Source organism: SAR86 cluster bacterium (assembly GCA_023703575.1).
Classification (GTDB): domain Bacteria; phylum Pseudomonadota; class Gammaproteobacteria; order Magnimaribacterales; family Magnimaribacteraceae; genus Magnimaribacter.
The window spans coordinates 624,657-641,720 of sequence record CP097969.1; the positions used below are offsets into that span (position 1 = coordinate 624,657).

At 35.9% G+C, this 17,064-nt stretch carries 11 protein-coding genes and 1 pseudogene; 9 read left to right on the top strand and 3 right to left on the bottom strand.

Features of this window, described 5'->3' with window-relative positions:
• Position 1 precedes the first annotated feature (1 nt).
• Positions 2-2,383 carry a hypothetical protein gene (locus M9C83_03205; GenBank protein ID URQ67218.1) on the bottom strand — a complete coding sequence of 794 codons (2,382 nt, stop codon included), beginning with the start codon at positions 2,381-2,383 and terminating at the stop codon, positions 2-4.
• A 53-nt stretch (positions 2,384-2,436) separates the two neighbouring features.
• Positions 2,437-3,096 carry an ABC transporter ATP-binding protein gene (locus M9C83_03210; protein URQ67391.1) on the bottom strand — a complete coding sequence of 220 codons (660 nt, stop codon included), beginning with the start codon at positions 3,094-3,096 and terminating at the stop codon, positions 2,437-2,439.
• A 107-nt stretch (positions 3,097-3,203) separates the two neighbouring features.
• Here M9C83_03210 and M9C83_03215 point away from each other — a divergent pair, with 107 nt between their 5' ends.
• The 8 genes and pseudogenes from M9C83_03215 (at position 3,204) to M9C83_03250 (ending at position 15,630) form a co-directional block, all read left to right on the top strand.
• On the top strand, positions 3,204-3,812 hold the full coding sequence (locus M9C83_03215) for an arylesterase (protein ID URQ67219.1): 609 nt from the start codon (positions 3,204-3,206) through the stop codon (positions 3,810-3,812).
• A gap of 7 nt (positions 3,813-3,819) precedes the next feature.
• Positions 3,820-4,392: a septation protein IspZ gene (locus M9C83_03220; protein URQ67220.1), complete on the top strand. Its 573-nt coding sequence runs from the start codon at positions 3,820-3,822 to the stop codon at positions 4,390-4,392.
• A 352-nt stretch (positions 4,393-4,744) separates the two neighbouring features.
• Positions 4,745-5,020, top strand: a pseudogene (locus tag M9C83_03225) (TonB-dependent receptor plug domain-containing protein).
• A gap of 228 nt (positions 5,021-5,248) precedes the next feature.
• Entirely contained in the window at positions 5,249-7,519 is a 2,271-nt protein-coding gene (locus M9C83_03230; GenBank protein URQ67392.1) for a TonB-dependent receptor, read from the top strand.
• A gap of 148 nt (positions 7,520-7,667) precedes the next feature.
• On the top strand, positions 7,668-10,700 hold the full coding sequence (locus M9C83_03235) for a TonB-dependent receptor (GenBank protein ID URQ67221.1): 3,033 nt from the start codon (positions 7,668-7,670) through the stop codon (positions 10,698-10,700).
• A gap of 86 nt (positions 10,701-10,786) precedes the next feature.
• Positions 10,787-12,199 carry a pyruvate kinase gene (gene pyk, locus M9C83_03240; protein ID URQ67222.1) on the top strand — a complete coding sequence of 471 codons (1,413 nt, stop codon included), beginning with the start codon at positions 10,787-10,789 and terminating at the stop codon, positions 12,197-12,199.
• Between the two features lie 69 nt (positions 12,200-12,268).
• The gene (locus tag M9C83_03245) at positions 12,269-13,624 is read left to right on the top strand and encodes a glycoside-pentoside-hexuronide (GPH):cation symporter (protein URQ67223.1); all 1,356 of its coding nucleotides are present in this window, start codon (positions 12,269-12,271) and stop codon (positions 13,622-13,624) included.
• Positions 13,621-15,630, top strand: coding sequence for an aldo/keto reductase (locus M9C83_03250; GenBank protein ID URQ67224.1), 2,010 nt, complete (start codon positions 13,621-13,623; stop codon positions 15,628-15,630). Before M9C83_03245 ends, M9C83_03250 begins: the two co-directional genes overlap by 4 nt.
• A gap of 258 nt (positions 15,631-15,888) precedes the next feature.
• Here M9C83_03250 and M9C83_03255 read toward each other — a convergent pair whose 3' ends face one another.
• The gene (locus tag M9C83_03255; protein ID URQ67225.1) at positions 15,889-16,287 is read right to left on the bottom strand and encodes a cupin; all 399 of its coding nucleotides are present in this window, start codon (positions 16,285-16,287) and stop codon (positions 15,889-15,891) included.
• A gap of 194 nt (positions 16,288-16,481) precedes the next feature.
• Between M9C83_03255 and M9C83_03260 the strand changes: the two genes are divergently transcribed.
• Positions 16,482-17,060 carry an HD domain-containing protein gene (locus tag M9C83_03260; GenBank protein ID URQ67226.1) on the top strand — a complete coding sequence of 193 codons (579 nt, stop codon included), beginning with the start codon at positions 16,482-16,484 and terminating at the stop codon, positions 17,058-17,060.
• The last annotated feature ends 4 nt before the right edge of the window (positions 17,061-17,064 follow it).

Sequence of the window (17,064 nt, forward strand, 5' to 3'; positions counted from 1 at the left end):
GCTAATGCATTAATAATTTTTTTGGAGATTGCTTTGCGATGCCGCTTATTAGGTAGTAACAAAGAGATGAAACAACAATAATTCCTATCAGAGGCCCCATTATTGATATTTCCGGATAGAAGCTTGCAGTTGTTTCGAATACTTTTGTTTCTATGAAATAGATTCCGGCATACGCAACTAAAGCTCCAAGTGTTCCTGAAATTAGACCTAATAGGGTAAACTCAAATAAAGTTGATTGTTTAATCAGAATATTTGATGCTCCTAAAGTTCTAAGTACTGCTGACTGATGCTTCCTGACACTGAAGCCATCTTGTAACGCTGAGAATGCTAAGAAGACGGCACTAAGTGATGTAAGCAATAAAATAGAATTTAATGCTTGAGTAACCTGCTCAATTATTTCTTTGACTTGTTCTATTAATTCCTCTATTGAAAATACCGAAACAGTTCTGAATTCCCTCATAAGGTCAGCAGCGAGATATTGTTTATCAGATGGAATATAAAAAGAAGTTATATAAGTAGAGGAGATATCTTTAAAAAGAGAAGGATGACCAATAATGAAAAAATTTGGGGAAAAATTATCCCAATTGACCGTCCTAGTACTTTGAACGTAGGACTTAATTATTTCTTCACCTACTTTAATGAATACTTCATCTCCTATTTCTAACTCATATCTATCAGAGATATCATCAGAAATAGAAATACCATTATTTAAATTTTTATCAAACCATTCTCCCTTCAGTATGTCATTTTGTTCAGGAAGTTCTTCAATCCAAGTAATATTAAAATTTCTATCTATTTTGTCTTCTTCGTTTTGCTCCTCTTTTTTAAAAATAGTTGCATTGGTGACGGGATAGAAAGGTTTAGATTGAATATTATTCTCCTGCAAAAAAGATTGCATATTTTCTTTATCCTCAGGAGTTATGTTAATAGCAAAATTATTGGGTGAGTCTTCAGGAATAGAAGTTTGCCAAGATCCCAGAAGGTTTTTACTTGCAGAAAACGTTATCAGTGTTAAACCTATAGCAATCGTAAAGGCAAATATTTGGAAAGAATTACCAAATTTTCTTCGCCTAAGTTCAGATAGAGCTAGCAATATAGGGCCAGAAGCGCCTAAACCTTTTTTATTTTTTCCAAGCAGCAAATATATGGATCCAATACCTATCGCTGAAAAGCCGATGACACCGAAAAAGATTATTAATGATAAAGTTAATTGATTTGTATAAAGGTAGAGAAGAAGAAGGAAAGCAGCCAGTCCCATTAGAAAAACTGGAATGAACCCATAGTCAAAGGATATATCATCTTTCAATACTCTCATTGGAGATATAGTTATGAGTTTTATTATGTGAGGATAAATGAAACCAAATTGGCATATCAAAACAGTTAAGCAAGTTATAAGTATTGGATAGTAACCTGGAGGAGGTAATTCAGTAGGAAAATAAGATGACATCAAGTTTATAAATTGGGACTGTAGAGTCCATCCGAGTATTAGACCAAATAATAATGTAAGGAAAGTCATGAATAGGAATAAAAGGAAATACATTGTCCTAATTTGTGTAGTTTTCATTCCAAGCGTCTTCAATATAGCAACATAACTTACATGTCTTCTAGTAAATCTTTGAGACGCAATTCCAACAGTACAAGCTGATAACAGAACAGCTATTAAGCCCCCTAAGAGAAAGAAATTTTCTGACCTATCAATAGTTCTTCCAAGAGAGCTAGAATCTTCACTTAGCACCTCTATGTCGTCTCCATTTTCTTTAATAGTCTCAAGATAATTTCTGACATTTTCTATTTCGTCTTCAGGCCCTTTAAATAGATAATTGTATTCAACTCTACTACCTGGCTGGATGATATTTGTAGAATCTACATCCTTAAAATTCATGATAGTTTTGGGGGCGAACGCAAAGTTACCTGATGCTCTATCTGGTTCATACAGAATTGTAGCCGCAAAAATAAACTCTGAATCACCGAGAAAGATTTTATCTCCGTAAGATAAATTCAATAAATTTTGCAGTCTTTCATCCATCCAAACCGTTCCTAATTCAGGACTTTGTTTAGTTAAGAATTTTCCGGATTTATTTTGAAGTTCCAACTCTCCAATAAGTGGATAGGCATTATCAACAGCCTTTACGGAGCTTAGCTGCATGTCTTCTTTAGAAAAGATGACTGAAGCAAACAGAACCATCTCCATAAAATCTATATCTTGGAAAACTTGTGTTTGTAATTTACTTTTAACGGTATTTTGATTTGACTCAAATTTAAGGTTTCCACCAAGGAATTCTTCCGTTTCAGCACTCAAGGCTTTTTCCAACCTATCTGTAAAAAGTGATATTCCAGAAACAATTGTTATGGCTAGTACCAAAGAAACAAGTATAGAAGTCAAATAACCTGATCTAAGCTCTCTTAAAAATATTTTAAACGAGAGGTTAAACAACATTATTCAACTATTTTTCCTAATTTAAGATTAATCTTTTTATCACATCTATCTGCTAGATCATGATCATGCGTCACAACAACTAATGCATTGTCAGTTTCTGAATTAACTTCAAAAAGAAGGTCTGAAATCATTTCTCCATTCTTTGGATCTAGGTTACCGGTCGGTTCATCAGCAAATAATATCTTTGCAGAGCAAGCAAATGCTCTTGCGATAGCAACTCTTTGCTGCTCTCCACCGGATAATTGATTTGGATAGTGATGTCCTCTTTCATTTAACCCAACTCTATCCAAGAAATATTTTGCTCTTTCTTCTGGTTCATCCTCATCTTTTAACTCAGAAGGTAACATAACATTCTCTAAAGCGGTAAGGCTTGGGAGGAGTTCGAATGATTGGAAAACAAAACCAACTTTTTCCTTTCTTAAAAGTGCTCTTTGCTCTTCATCTAATTCATGTAAAGCCTCTTTATTAAGGTAAATTTCACCACTGGTGGCGGTATCAAGGCCAGCTAGAAGACCAAGTAATGTTGATTTTCCGGATCCAGATGGTCCAGTTATTGCCAAAGACTGACCTTCAAGAAGATCAAAACTCACATCATCCAGTATGACTAATTTACTTTCTCCAGAAGAGACTTCTTTCCTTAACTTGTTTACTTCAAGGATCATTTTTATGTTTTAATAGGTGTATTACTCAACTATAACACCTCTAAGAATCAGAATAAATCTAATTCTTTGACTATAATGCAAATTTTGATTTTTACTCTTAAATAATGAAAGCCTTAAGTTTATTTATATTTATTCTAATTGCTTCAACTACGAGCTCTGAAGAAAATAATTCAATATTGATCTACGGAGATAGTATCAGTGCTGGATATGGAATGGAAAAAGAGAGCCAGTGGTCAGAATCTCTTAAAACTTTACTATCAGATAAAGGTTTTGAAATTAGCGTCTATAACAGGAGTGTTTCTGGTGAAACAACAGGAGGTGGGTTAACTAGAATCTCTAGAATATTAGATGAACTAAAACCAACATTTTTACTACTTGAACTGGGTGGTAATGATGCATTGAGAGGTTATCCTCCTAAAAAAATATATGAAAATCTTAATAAGATGATAGAAGCTTCAAAAGAACGAGGCATTGATGTCTTTTTGATGCAAATTAGAATATTACCAAACTATGGAAAGAGGTATCAGACTCAGTTTGAATCTATTTATCCGACTTTATCCAAAGAAAAAGAGGTAATTTTGTTACCTTTTATGTTGAATGATATTGCACTAAAAAAAGAACTTATGTTGTCTGATGGAATTCATCCTAATAAGGATGCTCAACCTTTAATTGCAGAAATTGTTTTTAACAGTCTGAAACCTCATTTAAAATAAGTTAAGAATGAAAAAATTAAGCAAATTTTTTAATAACCCCTTATTGTTGTTAATTGCCTTTGCCTTAACGTGGGGGATAACTAGAGACTTTTTTTATTTGTCTTATGTAATTATGGGACTCGTTACAATTCAAGTTATTTTGGAAAAGCTTGCTCATTCTAAGGTTTCAAAACCTTTGTTTATATCGTGGTGTCTGTTGATGCCTCTGGGTATCATCACGATAGCTCTTCGAGATCCTATTTTTTTACAGTGGAAATTTTCAATAGTACATTGGCTTTTCGGTTTAATTCTTGTCATTTCTAATTTTTATAGAGGTCCGATTTTACTCAATATGCTTCTATCACAATTAGGTCCACAGTCTGATGCCACATCCTCGTCTGCTAAATCAAATGTGACAAACTTTGCGGGTTTTTTCCTTATTTTTGTTGGTTTTGTAAACTTATATTTCATATATTTCATGTCACTAGAGGCTTGGGTGCAGTTTAAAATATGGGGCGTAACAATTTTAAATTTTGTAATGATGTCAGTTGCGATTGCTTATCTAATGAAAAAGGGCGAGCTGGAAACTCCTAAGGGTTAAATTTAACTCTCAATAACACCTAAAAAGTCATATAAAAAAGCATTAAAAAAATTGCACTATGACCTTTAAAAGGGCATAGTAAGAAGTGGAAAAGGATTTCATAGTGTTTATGAAATAGTTTTTTGAGGATAAAAAAACTATTTTTTAGGGGAAAAACATGAAAAATAGATCCTTAGTACTTCTTTTAGGTTCTCTTCTAATTCTCTCTGCAAATTTATTCTCAGACGATGAAGATGTGGACAGAGGTGGAATAGAAGAAATTACCGTAACTGCAGAGAAAAGAACATCAACAGTCTCTGATACTTCAATGTCAATAACTGCATTTGATTCTTCATTACTTGAAGATCTGGGTATGCAAGGTGCAGATGATCTTATGGATCAACTGCCAGCTACAACTCGTGATGCGTATGATGTCAGGATTCGTGGGGTTGGAAGAAACTTTAGAGCATTGGGTGGTGATCCAGGAGTTGCTACCTACTATAACGGAATATATTCCCCTGATTTTGGTATAGCAGCCTCTGAAAACTATTTATATGATGTTGAAAGGATCGAAGTTTTAAGGGGACCTCAGGGTACTTTATATGGACGTAATTCCATAGGTGGAGCTATCAACTACATTACTAAAAAACCTGCTTTTGAAGCAGAAGGTGAAATAAGAACTGTATTGGGAGACTATGGACTAGAACAATATTTTTTAATGTCTTCCGCACCAATAACTGAAGATATTGCCTACAGATTAACAGCTATAACAGTAGAAAGAGATGGAGTTCAAAAAAGTATAGGGCCTGGTCCAGATACAAACTCACTTGATGACGAAAATTTAACTTTTACTGTACTCTGGAACATTAATGATGATATGTCTTTGCAAATAAGAGCTAATGATAGATTGTCAGATAGAGTTATTAACAACAATGTGCTTCTTACAGAGGGTTATGGGCCTAATAGAGGAACAAGAAATACTACTGATGCGGTATATGGATTAAGGGGTGCAACAGCTAGCACACCCGGAGCAGTAGCTTTTACTAACCCAATAACAGGTCAGGTGGGTTATGGAGCTCCATTAAGGCCCGGTGTAGATGCTTCAGGTTTTCCTTGGAGATTTAACCCAGCTTACGGTTCAACCGGTCCAGATGTAATAGGGACATACGATGTTAACGTAAATAATGATCAAAACTGTAATGATTTTCCTTATGGCCCTCCAGGTTGTGCTGCAAATCATGTAATGTTTGAACAGGAAGGTATTCAGTCTAAGTACTCATGGGATTTAAATGACAGAACAACAATCACTTATCTATTCGGTAAAGTAGATTTCAATTACACGTTTAACATTGATCTAGATAATATTAATTCAGACTTCTCACAATATAGAACAACGGTTTTAGAAGATGTTCATATGACTACTCATGAGATAAATGTAAACTGGATGATCGGCGATGACATAGAAATGACTTCTGGTGTCTTTATAATGGATGAGAACAGGCAGCAGAATTATACTCTAAGTAATAATGTTCCTTACATTACTCAGGCTGCTAATTACGGTTTATTAGATGCTAGTTTAGCTTTCATTGGTGTTCCTGCATCAATAATGGGAATTCTTGGTTGGCCAAGTGATGCACTGACTCCGCATGTAAAAGTCGGCTCTGCTCCTTTGGGATCAACGATTACTGGAAGATGGCAAGGAGATCCTTTAGGTTCTGTTTATAACCATCAGAACGAAAATCAAACAGATGCTATTGCATATTTCACACAAGGTACATGGCAAATAAATGATACTTGGGCATTAACTTTAGGTGCAAGATATGCTGAGGATGAAAAAGAAGCCTTAGAAGCTAGAGGAGGTTACGCTGAACTATTTGCTGGACCTGTTGGTGCATATCTCCCTTATGCAAATCTACTTGCAGGAAATCCTTTTATACCTATAGGAGCTGACTCCACTACTGAAGCACATACGAATGTCGCTATGGGTAATGCAACTTGGAATTACAATCCAGCTACTCTAACTCAGTTAACTGCTTTAGCTGGTGCAGGCTTATTGCCTGCAGCAGCTATATACCCTGGTTCTATAGACCCAGCTCAGCCAATAACTCCAAATTGCGAAATTACTGCTTCAGCTACTTGTGCTACTCCACTTAGAGTAGGACAGGGTATTCCTTATTCATACACTAGCAGCATAGCAGGTGAGGATTCATGGGATGATACAAATGTCAGGATCAATCTTGATTATGAACCTAATGATAATCAACTTTGGTATTTTTCTTTCACTACCGGATTTAGAGCAGGTGGATATGCCCTAGGAATTTCAGGACAAAGGGATGATGCCAGAGACGAAAATGGTGTACCTAATGGTACAGGATCGGTTCTGGTTAGTTATGATGAAGAGACAGTTGAAGCATTTGAAATTGGCTATAAAGGTCTCCATCTTGACGATACACTTCAAATCTTTGCTTCGATTTATCAGTATGAATACGATGGATATCAAGACGAGTTAGAACAGTTCGATCCTATAAGAGGGGCTGGAGCAAATTTCGTTTCTAATGCAAACGGAATCACCAATGAAGGTTTTGAAATTGAAATGCAATATCAAGCAAATGATCGATTGAACATTGCCGGTAATTATAGTTACACCAAGACCGAATATGGGGAAGATTATTTTGTACTTACTGTTGATGATCCAACAAATCCTGTAGCTGTTTTCGGGCAATGTACCCAAGGGTATGTTTCGTGCGAGGATGATAATCCAGCATTTGTAACTGACTACACTGTTAATTTAAAAGGCGGACCTCTAAAAGGTATTCCTGAAGATAAGTTAACTTTGAATATTACTTATGAAATGGATTCGCGTTGGGGACCGATTTGGCTCTTTGCTACTCATTCTTACACTGGTGCGTTTTCAGCATCTGGAGTGCAGAGGGATTTAGACAGGATTGAGTCGCGAGAAATCACAAATATCAGTGCATCTTGGTACAGCGAAGATGGAAGCGTAAATGTGAGAGCTTATATCGATAATCTTATGGACAATGATATGTACTATGCGTTATCAGCAGATAGTGCAGAACAGAACTTCAGAAAAACTGTAAGTGCATTAAGTCCTAGAACAATGGGAGTAGATTTAAGATATAAATTCTAATTTTCTCAAGAGAAAAACAGGCCTTTTAGGCCTGTTTTTTTTGTTGCAAAATAAAATCAAATTATGCTAATGTGACTATCAGGGGAGTCTTTAAGACTTGTTTTAAAAGGAATTAAGCAGATAAATCTGCACTTTTGGGGAGGATGCCATGCAAAAGATTATCTATTCGTTAATCGCACTTTCACTTTCAATTTTACCTTTCTCGTTATTTTCTGACGAGGAAGAAGTAGACCGCGGCGGCATAGAAGAAATAACTGTCACAGCTGAAAAAAGGACTTCAACTGTTTCTGATACTTCTATGTCAATAACAGCCTTTGATTCATCACTAATTGAAGACTTAGGTATGCAGGGAGCTAATGATCTAATGGATCAATTGCCTGCTACAACAAGGGATGCGTATGATGTAAGAATTAGAGGTGTAGGTAGGAACTTCAGGGCGCTTGGTGGCGACCCAGGTGTTGCTACTTATTACAATGGTATTTATTCCCCTGACTTTGGTATTGCCGCTGGTGAAAGCTATCTTTACGATGTAGAGCGTATTGAGGTTCTTCGTGGACCTCAAGGTACTTTATACGGACGTAACTCAATTGGTGGAGCCATCAACTACATTACGAAGAAGCCTACTTTTGAAGCAGAAGGTGAAGTAAGAGCAGTTCTTGGAGATTATGGAACTGAACAATATTACCTTATGAGTTCTGCCCCGATAACTGATTCCTTAGCTTACAGGGTTATTGCAATGACTTCTGATAGAGATGGTATTCAGAAAAATGTAGGTACTGGTCCAGATACTGATAGCCTAGATGATGAAAATATAGCTTTGACTTTACTTTGGAATATTAACGATGACATGTCCTTTCAGGTAAGGGCCAATGATAGATTGTCTGACAGAATCATCGGAAATAGAGTTTTGATCACAGAGGGATATGGCGATAATAGAGGAACTAGAAATACGTCTGATCCAGTATATGGTCTAAGACCAGTAACAGCTTCAACACCAGGAGCTATAAAGTTCGAAAATACTATTACTGGTGTAGTTGGATACGGTGCTCCAAGAAGACCTGGAGTAGACATTATAGGTTTTCCATACAGATACAACCCTATGTTCGGCAGGTCTGATGCGCCATCCGTCATCGGAACATATGATGTTGACATCAATTATGACCAAAATTGTGAAGATTTCCCCTATGGACCTCCAGCATGTAATTCAAATAGAGAAAAATTTGAACACGAGGGTCAACAAGCTAAATATACTTGGGATATAAACGATGATATGACTCTAACCTACTTGTATGGAAAAGTTGATTTTAATTATGACTTCAATATTGATCAGGATGAGACTAATAACGATACATTCTCCATGTATCGTGTAACTGTTAGAGAAGATGTTCATATGACAACTCATGAGGTTAATTTGAACTGGATGTTAGGAGATGACATTGAAGTTACTTCAGGAGCATTTTTTATGGATGAAAGTAGACGACAGATCTATTCTTTGGCGAACAATGCACCTTATATTCTGAATCCAGCTAATTACGGTGTTTTAGACATGCCCTGGGGAACTGTGGCGGCTGCCACAGGAATAGAGCTTGCTCTTCCGGGACTGCCACATATTCCATCTATGACTATGATGAGCTTATTTGGCGCAACTAATCCTTATGGGACATGGGCTACTGCTCCTCATGTTACTGAAGCCAGTGGAATATTAGGAAGAACAGTTTCTGGAAGATGGGGAGGAGATCCGTTAGGACGTGTATATAGGCACACAAATGAAGTTCAAAATGACGCATATGCTGTATTTACTCAAGGTACATGGCAAATGAATGACGAATTTGCCTTAACTTTAGGCGTTCGTTACGCAGAGGATGAAAAAAGTGCTCTTGAAAATGCCGGTGGTTACACTGAATTATTTGCAAGTACACTGGCACCATACTTGCCTGTGCTTAATCTAATGACGGGAGCTCCTTTTGCTACTATTGGTAGTCAAGGAGTCACTGCATTAGCTGCTACTAATGTTGCTATGGGAGCTGCTTCATATAATTATGATCCAGCATTAGTTGCTCAATATACAGCCGCCGCACAAGCTGGGTTAATTCCTGCAGCAGCTATTTATTCTCTTTCAATAGATCCAAATAATCCTATAACACCAACTTGTGAAATAACTGCGAGTTCTTGTGCAACTCCATTAAGGTTAGGTCAAGGTATACCTTACAGCTATACAAGGTTAGTTGGTGCTGAAGACAAATGGAGTGACACTAATTTTAGAATTAATCTTGATTATGAACCCGACGACAATACTTTGTGGTATTTCTCCGTTACAACAGGATTTAGATCTGGAGGATATGCTCTAGGTGTTTCAGGACAATATGATAGCGAGAGAGATGAATTTGGAACTCCAATAGGAGATAATCAAAGACTTGTTTCTTACGATGAAGAAACTGTTGAAGCTGTAGAGATAGGATATAAGGGCTTACATTTGGATGAAACCCTTCAGGTGTTTGCATCAATATATCAATATGATTACGATGGATATCAAGACGAATTACAGCAATTTGATCCAATTCGTGGTGCAGGTGCAAATTTTGTATCAAATGCCGATGGCATAACAAATAAAGGGTTTGAAGTAGAACTATATTATGCTGCAACTGAGAGACTAACTTTATCTGGTAATTTTAGCTATACAGAAACTGAGTACGGGGAAGACTATTTTGTCTTTACTGTGGATGACCCAATAAATCCAGTTCCTGTTTTTGGAACGTTTACTCAAGGATTTATTTCAGCTCAAGTTACTGATCCATCTCAAGCAGCTGACTATACAGTAAACCTTAAAGGTGGTCCTTTGAAGGGTATACCTGAAGAGAAAGCTACAATTAGAGTAAGTTATGAACAAGATACAAGATTTGGTCCACTGTATTACTTGCTAAGTCATTCGTATACTGGAGATTTTTCAGCTTCAGGTATACAAAGGCCGCTTGATAGGATTGATTCAAGAGAGACTACTAATTTAAATATTTCTTGGTTCAGTCAAGACGGAAATCTATCTGTGAGAGCTTACATCGATAACTTGTTTGATAACGATAATTACTATGCCTTAAGCACAGGAGATCATGAAACAAATTATCGAAAATCTGTTACAGCACTACCTCCTAGAGTAATGGGAGTAGACATGAGATACCGTTTCTAATTTCATAAAAAACGAGAAACAGGCTCTTAGGAGCCTGTTTTTTTTGTCTTCTTCTTTTTCTTCTGTAGTATGCTCAGCATTACAGTATGAAATTCAAAAGAACTAAAATTATTTGCACCATAGGACCCTCAACAGAGAGTTTCTCAAGTATTAAAAAACTTCATGAAGCTGGTATGAATGTAGCTAGATTAAATATGTCTCATTCCAATCATAAAAATGCAAAGAAGATAATAGATCGTATAAAAAAACTCAATCAGTCAATAGGGACTCCTGTTGGAATTTTGTTAGATACGCAAGGTCCGGAAATAAGAACAGGTGACACTTCACAAGTTGTTAATCTTGAACCTGGTCAATTAGTCTCTTTCACTATTCGAGATGAGGTTGATGTGGAAACTACATCAATAAGAGTTCATTATGATGAGCTCATTCAAAGTGTAAATGTCGGAACACTTATTAGTTTAGACAATGGACTGCTAAATTTTAAAGTACTTAAAAAATCTAAAAATGAACTTGAGTGTAAGGTCCTAGATGGTGGAAAGCTTGGAAGCAAAAGACATGTCAATTTACCAGGTATTCGCATTAACTTGCCTTCAGTTACTGAAAAAGATAAAAGGGACATTGCATTTGGTTTAAAAGAGGATGTGGATTTTATCGCCTTGTCCTTTGTAAGAAATGCTTCTGATATAGACGATTTAAAAGAGATTCTTAAAAATAAGACTAAAACAGTAAAAATTATTTCAAAGATTGAAGACAGAGAAGGGTTATCGAATATTGAAGAAATTTGTGAAGTTTCTGACTCTGTAATGGTGGCACGAGGAGACTTAGGTATTGAAACTGATCTTGCAAATTTACCAAATATCCAAAGAAAGATAATGTCTAACTGCGCAAAATACGGAGTGAGGTCTATTGTCGCTACTCACCTTCTAGAATCAATGATTGATAATCCCACACCCACAAGAGCAGAAGTTACTGATGTTGCAAATGCAATTTATGAAGGAGCCGATGCTGTCATGTTATCGGGTGAGACCACTATCGGAAAATACCCAATTGAGTCTGTAAAATTTATATCAAGAATAGCGAAGCAAACCGAAAAATACAGAACTCTTGGTTATGAAAGCAAACTCATATCTAAAACAGACTGGCAACATCTAGGCGTAGCAGCAAAGGATATAGCTGAATCTATTAAAGCTGATGGGATCATTGCAATTACTCGGTCAGGTCAAACTGCTGAAATTGTAGCTAATGCTAAACCCTTTATGATTCCTATATTTGCATTTAGCAATAATAATAAAACTATTAAACAATTGTCTTTAACTGGCTCTGTTCATGCTTATAAATCGTCTATGCACTCAGATCATGAAAAAAATCTTCAATCAATTATGAAAATTTTAAAGAAAGAACTCTCACCCACAAGAGAGTTAAAATTTGTTGTGATTTCAGGTATCCTTTCAGAAAATTCTGCTGATGCGATAGAAGTAAGATCATTGAGTACTAAATAAAAACTTACTGACAAATCATTCTTTGTATAAGCCTTTAATCTTTATTTTATACCTATAAACTTATCTACAATGACTGAATCTATAGTCGAAAGACTAACATTAAAGACAAGGATAGGCTATGGAATAGGAGATATAGCAATTTGTTTATACTGGAGTGGGGTAGGCTTATATCTTCTATATTTTTATACAGATGTTGTTGGTATATCTGCATCCTTAGCAGGGTTGATTTATTTTATTGGGATGGCTTGGGATGCTGCCACTGACCCATTCATGGGTTACATAGCTGAAAGAACAAGAACAAAATGGGGTGTTTATCGTCCATATTTATTGTTCGGCAATATTCCTTTGGCTTTGTCATTTGTTTTATTGTTTTGGGTTCCACCTCTAGAAGGTTCTTTATTATTCTTTTTTCTTTTATTCGCAAATTTATTGCATAGGACATGCTTTACTTTAGTGAGCGTTCCATTTTCATCTCTCACTCCAAGGATAACTTCTGATAGTCGAGAAAGGACTAATTTAACCGGTTTTAGAATGTTAGGAGCTCAAACTGGAACAAACCTGATGGCCCTTTTAGCTTTTCCAATTATTTTTTGGGTTGGAGGAGAGGATGAAAGTATGGGGTTTATAGTTTTAGCTTCTATAGCTGGAATAACTGCCATACTCATACACTCAATAACTTTTATAACAGTAAAAGAACCTGAGAGTGATCAGGGTATAGAGAGAGTTGGTGGAAGTCTTGCTGATGCAGCAATGGCAATTGGAAAGAATAAACCTTTTTGGCTGGTTTTTTCTGCAACTTTAATTGTAGGAATTACAACTATATTTTTTGGAAATAACCTAATTTATTACACGAAATATGCTTTGGATCTGCATGCACACCAAGGAGTAATTCTATTTACTAGTGGCATAGTAGCTTTTTTAAGTATACCAATTTGGTGGATCATCTCTAACAGATTAGGTAAGAAAATTACATGGTTAATCTCAAGCGCAATAACCTTATCTTCATTAATATTATTTTATTTTTATGATATTAAGACACTAAATGAATTACTTTTTTTAGTCGCGTTTATTGGTTTTGGCAGCGGTGCAGGAGGGATTTTATTTTGGTCCATGCTACCTGATACTATTGAATATGGGGAAGTACATACTGGGGTTAGAAGTGAGTCATCATTATATGGATTTATGACGTTTGCTCAAAAAGGGTCTATAGCAATAGCAGTATTAATCTTAGGCTGGGTTTTAGATGCAATTGGGTATCAGGCAAATCAAGTTATGTCTGCATCTACAGTTGATAATATGAAAATTATAATGACTTTGATACCTATATTGGGTATTTCATGTAGTCTAATAATAATTTATTTCTACCCTATAGACTCAAAAATGCATAAGGATCTATTGAGACAACTTCAAAAGGAAACAATATGAAAATAATTAAATGGGGAATATTAGGTACTGGTTCAATAGCAAAAGCGTTTGCAGATGCTTTAAAAGAAACTGAAGGTCAATTAGTTGCTGTAGCCAGTAGCACTGAACAAAGGGCAAAAGAATTTTGTGCACCTTATGGTTGCAAACCAATTGGAGGTCATCACAATTTAATTTCAATGCCAGAAATTGATGCGATTTATGTAGCAACACCTCACACAAGTCACTTTGAACTCACAGCCCAATGCCTAAAAAATAAAAAAGCAGTTCTTTGTGAGAAGCCTATGACTATTAATGCGACCGAAACAATGGCTCTTATAGATCTATCCAGAAAAAATAACACACTTCTGATGGAAGCATTTATGTACAAAATACACCCGCAAACCAAAAAAATAATGGAGATTATTCAACAGAAGTTGAATGCTCCATTAGATATAAGTGCTGAATTTTGCTTTTCAGTTGATGTCCCAGAAACTCATCGACTGGTTAACCGTGAATTAGGTGGCGGATCTATTTTGGATATTGGATGTTATCCAGTTTCCATATCACGACATGCTGTAGGAGCTGCAAATGGTAAGAACTTTCTAAATCCAATATCAATCGAAGGAGAGGGAGAGTTAAATTCTCAAGAAATAGATCTAAATGCTTCAGCAATTTTAACGTTTGAAGATAAATCAGTAGCTAGAATAAAGTCAGCTACCAATCTAAGCTCAGAGAGTGATGTAAGAATTACAGATGGCACCAATACTATCTTAGTAAATCAACCTTGGCATTGTGGAGAGTTTACAGACAGAAAATCTCAATTAAAAATAATAGATAAAGAAGGTAATGAAGAGGAGATTGATATTTCAACTGATAAAGGAATTTATGCATTAGAAATAGATCATTTTTCAGAAACTTTTCATACCCAAGCTACAGAATCGTCGCTTATTCCACATAATGATTCTCATGGCAATATGATCGCTCTGGATACTTGGAGAAAAGATTTAAGAGTCGTTTATGATGAAGATAGGGGGGAAAGAAGAAAGTTTCCCGTCATTTCTAACAAAATTCCAAGAGAAATACTGCCAACTCTAAAGATTCCAGGAATTGATAAAGAATTGTCTCGTTTAGTATTCGGTTGCGATAATCAATCCGATACTAATCATGCATTTGCAATGTTTGATCATTTTTACATGAAAGGAGGAAATGTTTTCGATACAGCCTATATTTACAACAATGGAAAGAGTGATTATTACTTGGGAAGTTGGATTGAATCTAGGAATTTGAGAGAAGAAGTTGTAATTCTTGGAAAAGGGGCACATACACCCGATTGCGAACCAGACAAAATTAGGCCGCAATTAGAGGAAACTTTAAATAGAATGTCCTCTGAATATCTGGATATCTATTGCTTACATAGAGATAACGAGTCTTTACCAGTTGAAGGTTTTATCGATACTTTAAATGATCTCAAAGAAGAAGGACTGATAAAGGTTTTCGGTGCTTCGAATTGGTCATTAAAAAGATTTAAACAAGCGAATAACTATGCTTTATCCAATGGAAAGGAGCCCTTTACAGTTTTGAGTAATAATTTCAGTCTTGCACGCATGAACAATCCTGTTTGGCCAGGATGTTACAGCTGTTCTAATGATGATTATGTCGAATATCTTACCGATAGTCAGGTTGCTATCTTTCCTTGGTCTAGTCAAGCCAGAGGTTTTTTTCTTGACTCTCAAGAATTTTCTGGATTAAGACATGTTGCTGATCCAAACAGAGAAGAACAAGAAAGGGTATGGGGAAGCAAGGAAAACAAAGAAAGACGAAAGAGATGTTTTGAGTTAGCTTTTCAAAAGTCAGTTGCTCCAATCCAATTGGCTTTATCATTTGTGCTTAACCAAAAGTTTCCATCTTTTCCATTGATAGGTCCTAGAAACTTTTTTGAAACTGAAAGTTCATTAGAAGCTATAAAAATTGATTTAACTGCTGATGAAATCTCGTGGCTTAATCTAAATTCTGAAACTATAAAATAATTCTTTTATAAAAATAAATTTATTGATATTCTTGCTTTAGGCGTCCCACATTCAATTTAACACGAGGGGAATTGAATTTGTGGATCTTTATTACCCTCTACAGGAGGTGATCACTATTAGTATTTATTTTAGAAGAGGAACAACAGGAGTATCCTTCTGACACGGGTTACCCCGGTTCCGGCTAACAGTTTTAACAGTTAGTTGAAAAGTAGTTGAGATACGCTTTTCGGAATCCCCGCCCTAGGGTGGGGATTTTTTTTACTTTCTAGCACCCTCACTATCGAAAACTCTCAGATAAATAAGCTGCTCGAGTTTAGACGTATTTTTAACTTTAACGTAGTCACCTTCTTCAGCTAAGATGATGTTTCCTGCAGTTATAGTCATCTCAGCTTTGTGTTCAATACCAAAACTAGGATTTGTTCCATGACCGGCTTCGTGATTTGCGTACTCCACGACTTCCATTTCACCGACACCAGATAGAAATACATAAACAACTTCCGATTCAATCAGTCTATGTCCACCGGTAGACCCATTTGGATCAATAATTGTTTTACTTGCAACGAGTTTTTCTAAAAGAGTATTAGTATAAACTTTGTAAGTATTTTCACTTCTCCAAAGATTTTCTCCGACTTGAAAGTTTTCGTATTTTTTTGCCATATCAATAAAAGTTAAAATGTTATTCTAGCATTACTTCTTCTTAACTGTTTAGTAACTTGCACTATAAGATCCATAAAGGTAATGAATCCCTGTTTTAATAGATCCTTAGGGAAACAATATTATTAACAAGATGGCCTGACTATAGAAAAAATTTACATATTCTGGCAAAATTAAATTAATAAACGGGAGGCTTTATGTCAAAACAAGCAACTTTTACTGAAATGCTAAATGGTACTGCCGAGGATTATGCAATCATCGGTAGAGAAACTTCTGAATATGCAAAAAATTTACCCGATAGAATATTAGAACATCTGGCTATTTTAAAAGGTGATACCGGCGGCTTTGCTGTTGATCGTTTTACTCATTGTTTACAAACTGCTACAAGAGCATATAAAGATGGAAGAGACGAAGAATACGTAGTTTGTGCCTTACTCCATGACATTGGAGATACCTTGGCCTCGGCAAATCATGCTGACCTTGCTGCCACAATGCTGCAACCGTTTGTTTCTGAAGAGAACTATTGGATTGTGAAACATCACGGAATCTTCCAAGGTTACTATTTCTTTGACTTTTTAGGACTGGACAAAAATATGAGAGATGAATACAGAGATAGTCCTTATTGGCATGCTTGTGCTGAGTTTTGTGCAAAATATGATCAAAATTCTTTTGATCCAGATTATGAATGCATGTCCATCGAAGAGTTTGAACCGATGGTGAGAAACGTATTTGCTAAACCAAGAAAATCTATCTACAAAGCAAGAGATTACGCCTAATCAC

Coding starts and splice junctions, on each gene's coding strand:
- M9C83_03260 (URQ67226.1), top strand. CDS start 16,482: ATGTCAAAACAAGCAACTTTTACTGAAATGCTAAATGGTACTGCCGAG.
- M9C83_03245 (URQ67223.1), top strand. CDS start 12,269: ATGACTGAATCTATAGTCGAAAGACTAACATTAAAGACAAGGATAGGC.
- M9C83_03235 (URQ67221.1), top strand. CDS start 7,668: ATGCAAAAGATTATCTATTCGTTAATCGCACTTTCACTTTCAATTTTA.
- pyk (URQ67222.1), top strand. CDS start 10,787: ATGAAATTCAAAAGAACTAAAATTATTTGCACCATAGGACCCTCAACA.
- M9C83_03220 (URQ67220.1), top strand. CDS start 3,820: ATGAAAAAATTAAGCAAATTTTTTAATAACCCCTTATTGTTGTTAATT.
- M9C83_03215 (URQ67219.1), top strand. CDS start 3,204: ATGAAAGCCTTAAGTTTATTTATATTTATTCTAATTGCTTCAACTACG.
- M9C83_03250 (URQ67224.1), top strand. CDS start 13,621: ATGAAAATAATTAAATGGGGAATATTAGGTACTGGTTCAATAGCAAAA.
- M9C83_03255 (URQ67225.1), bottom strand. CDS start 16,287: ATGGCAAAAAAATACGAAAACTTTCAAGTCGGAGAAAATCTTTGGAGA.
- M9C83_03230 (URQ67392.1), top strand. CDS start 5,249: ATGTCTTTGCAAATAAGAGCTAATGATAGATTGTCAGATAGAGTTATT.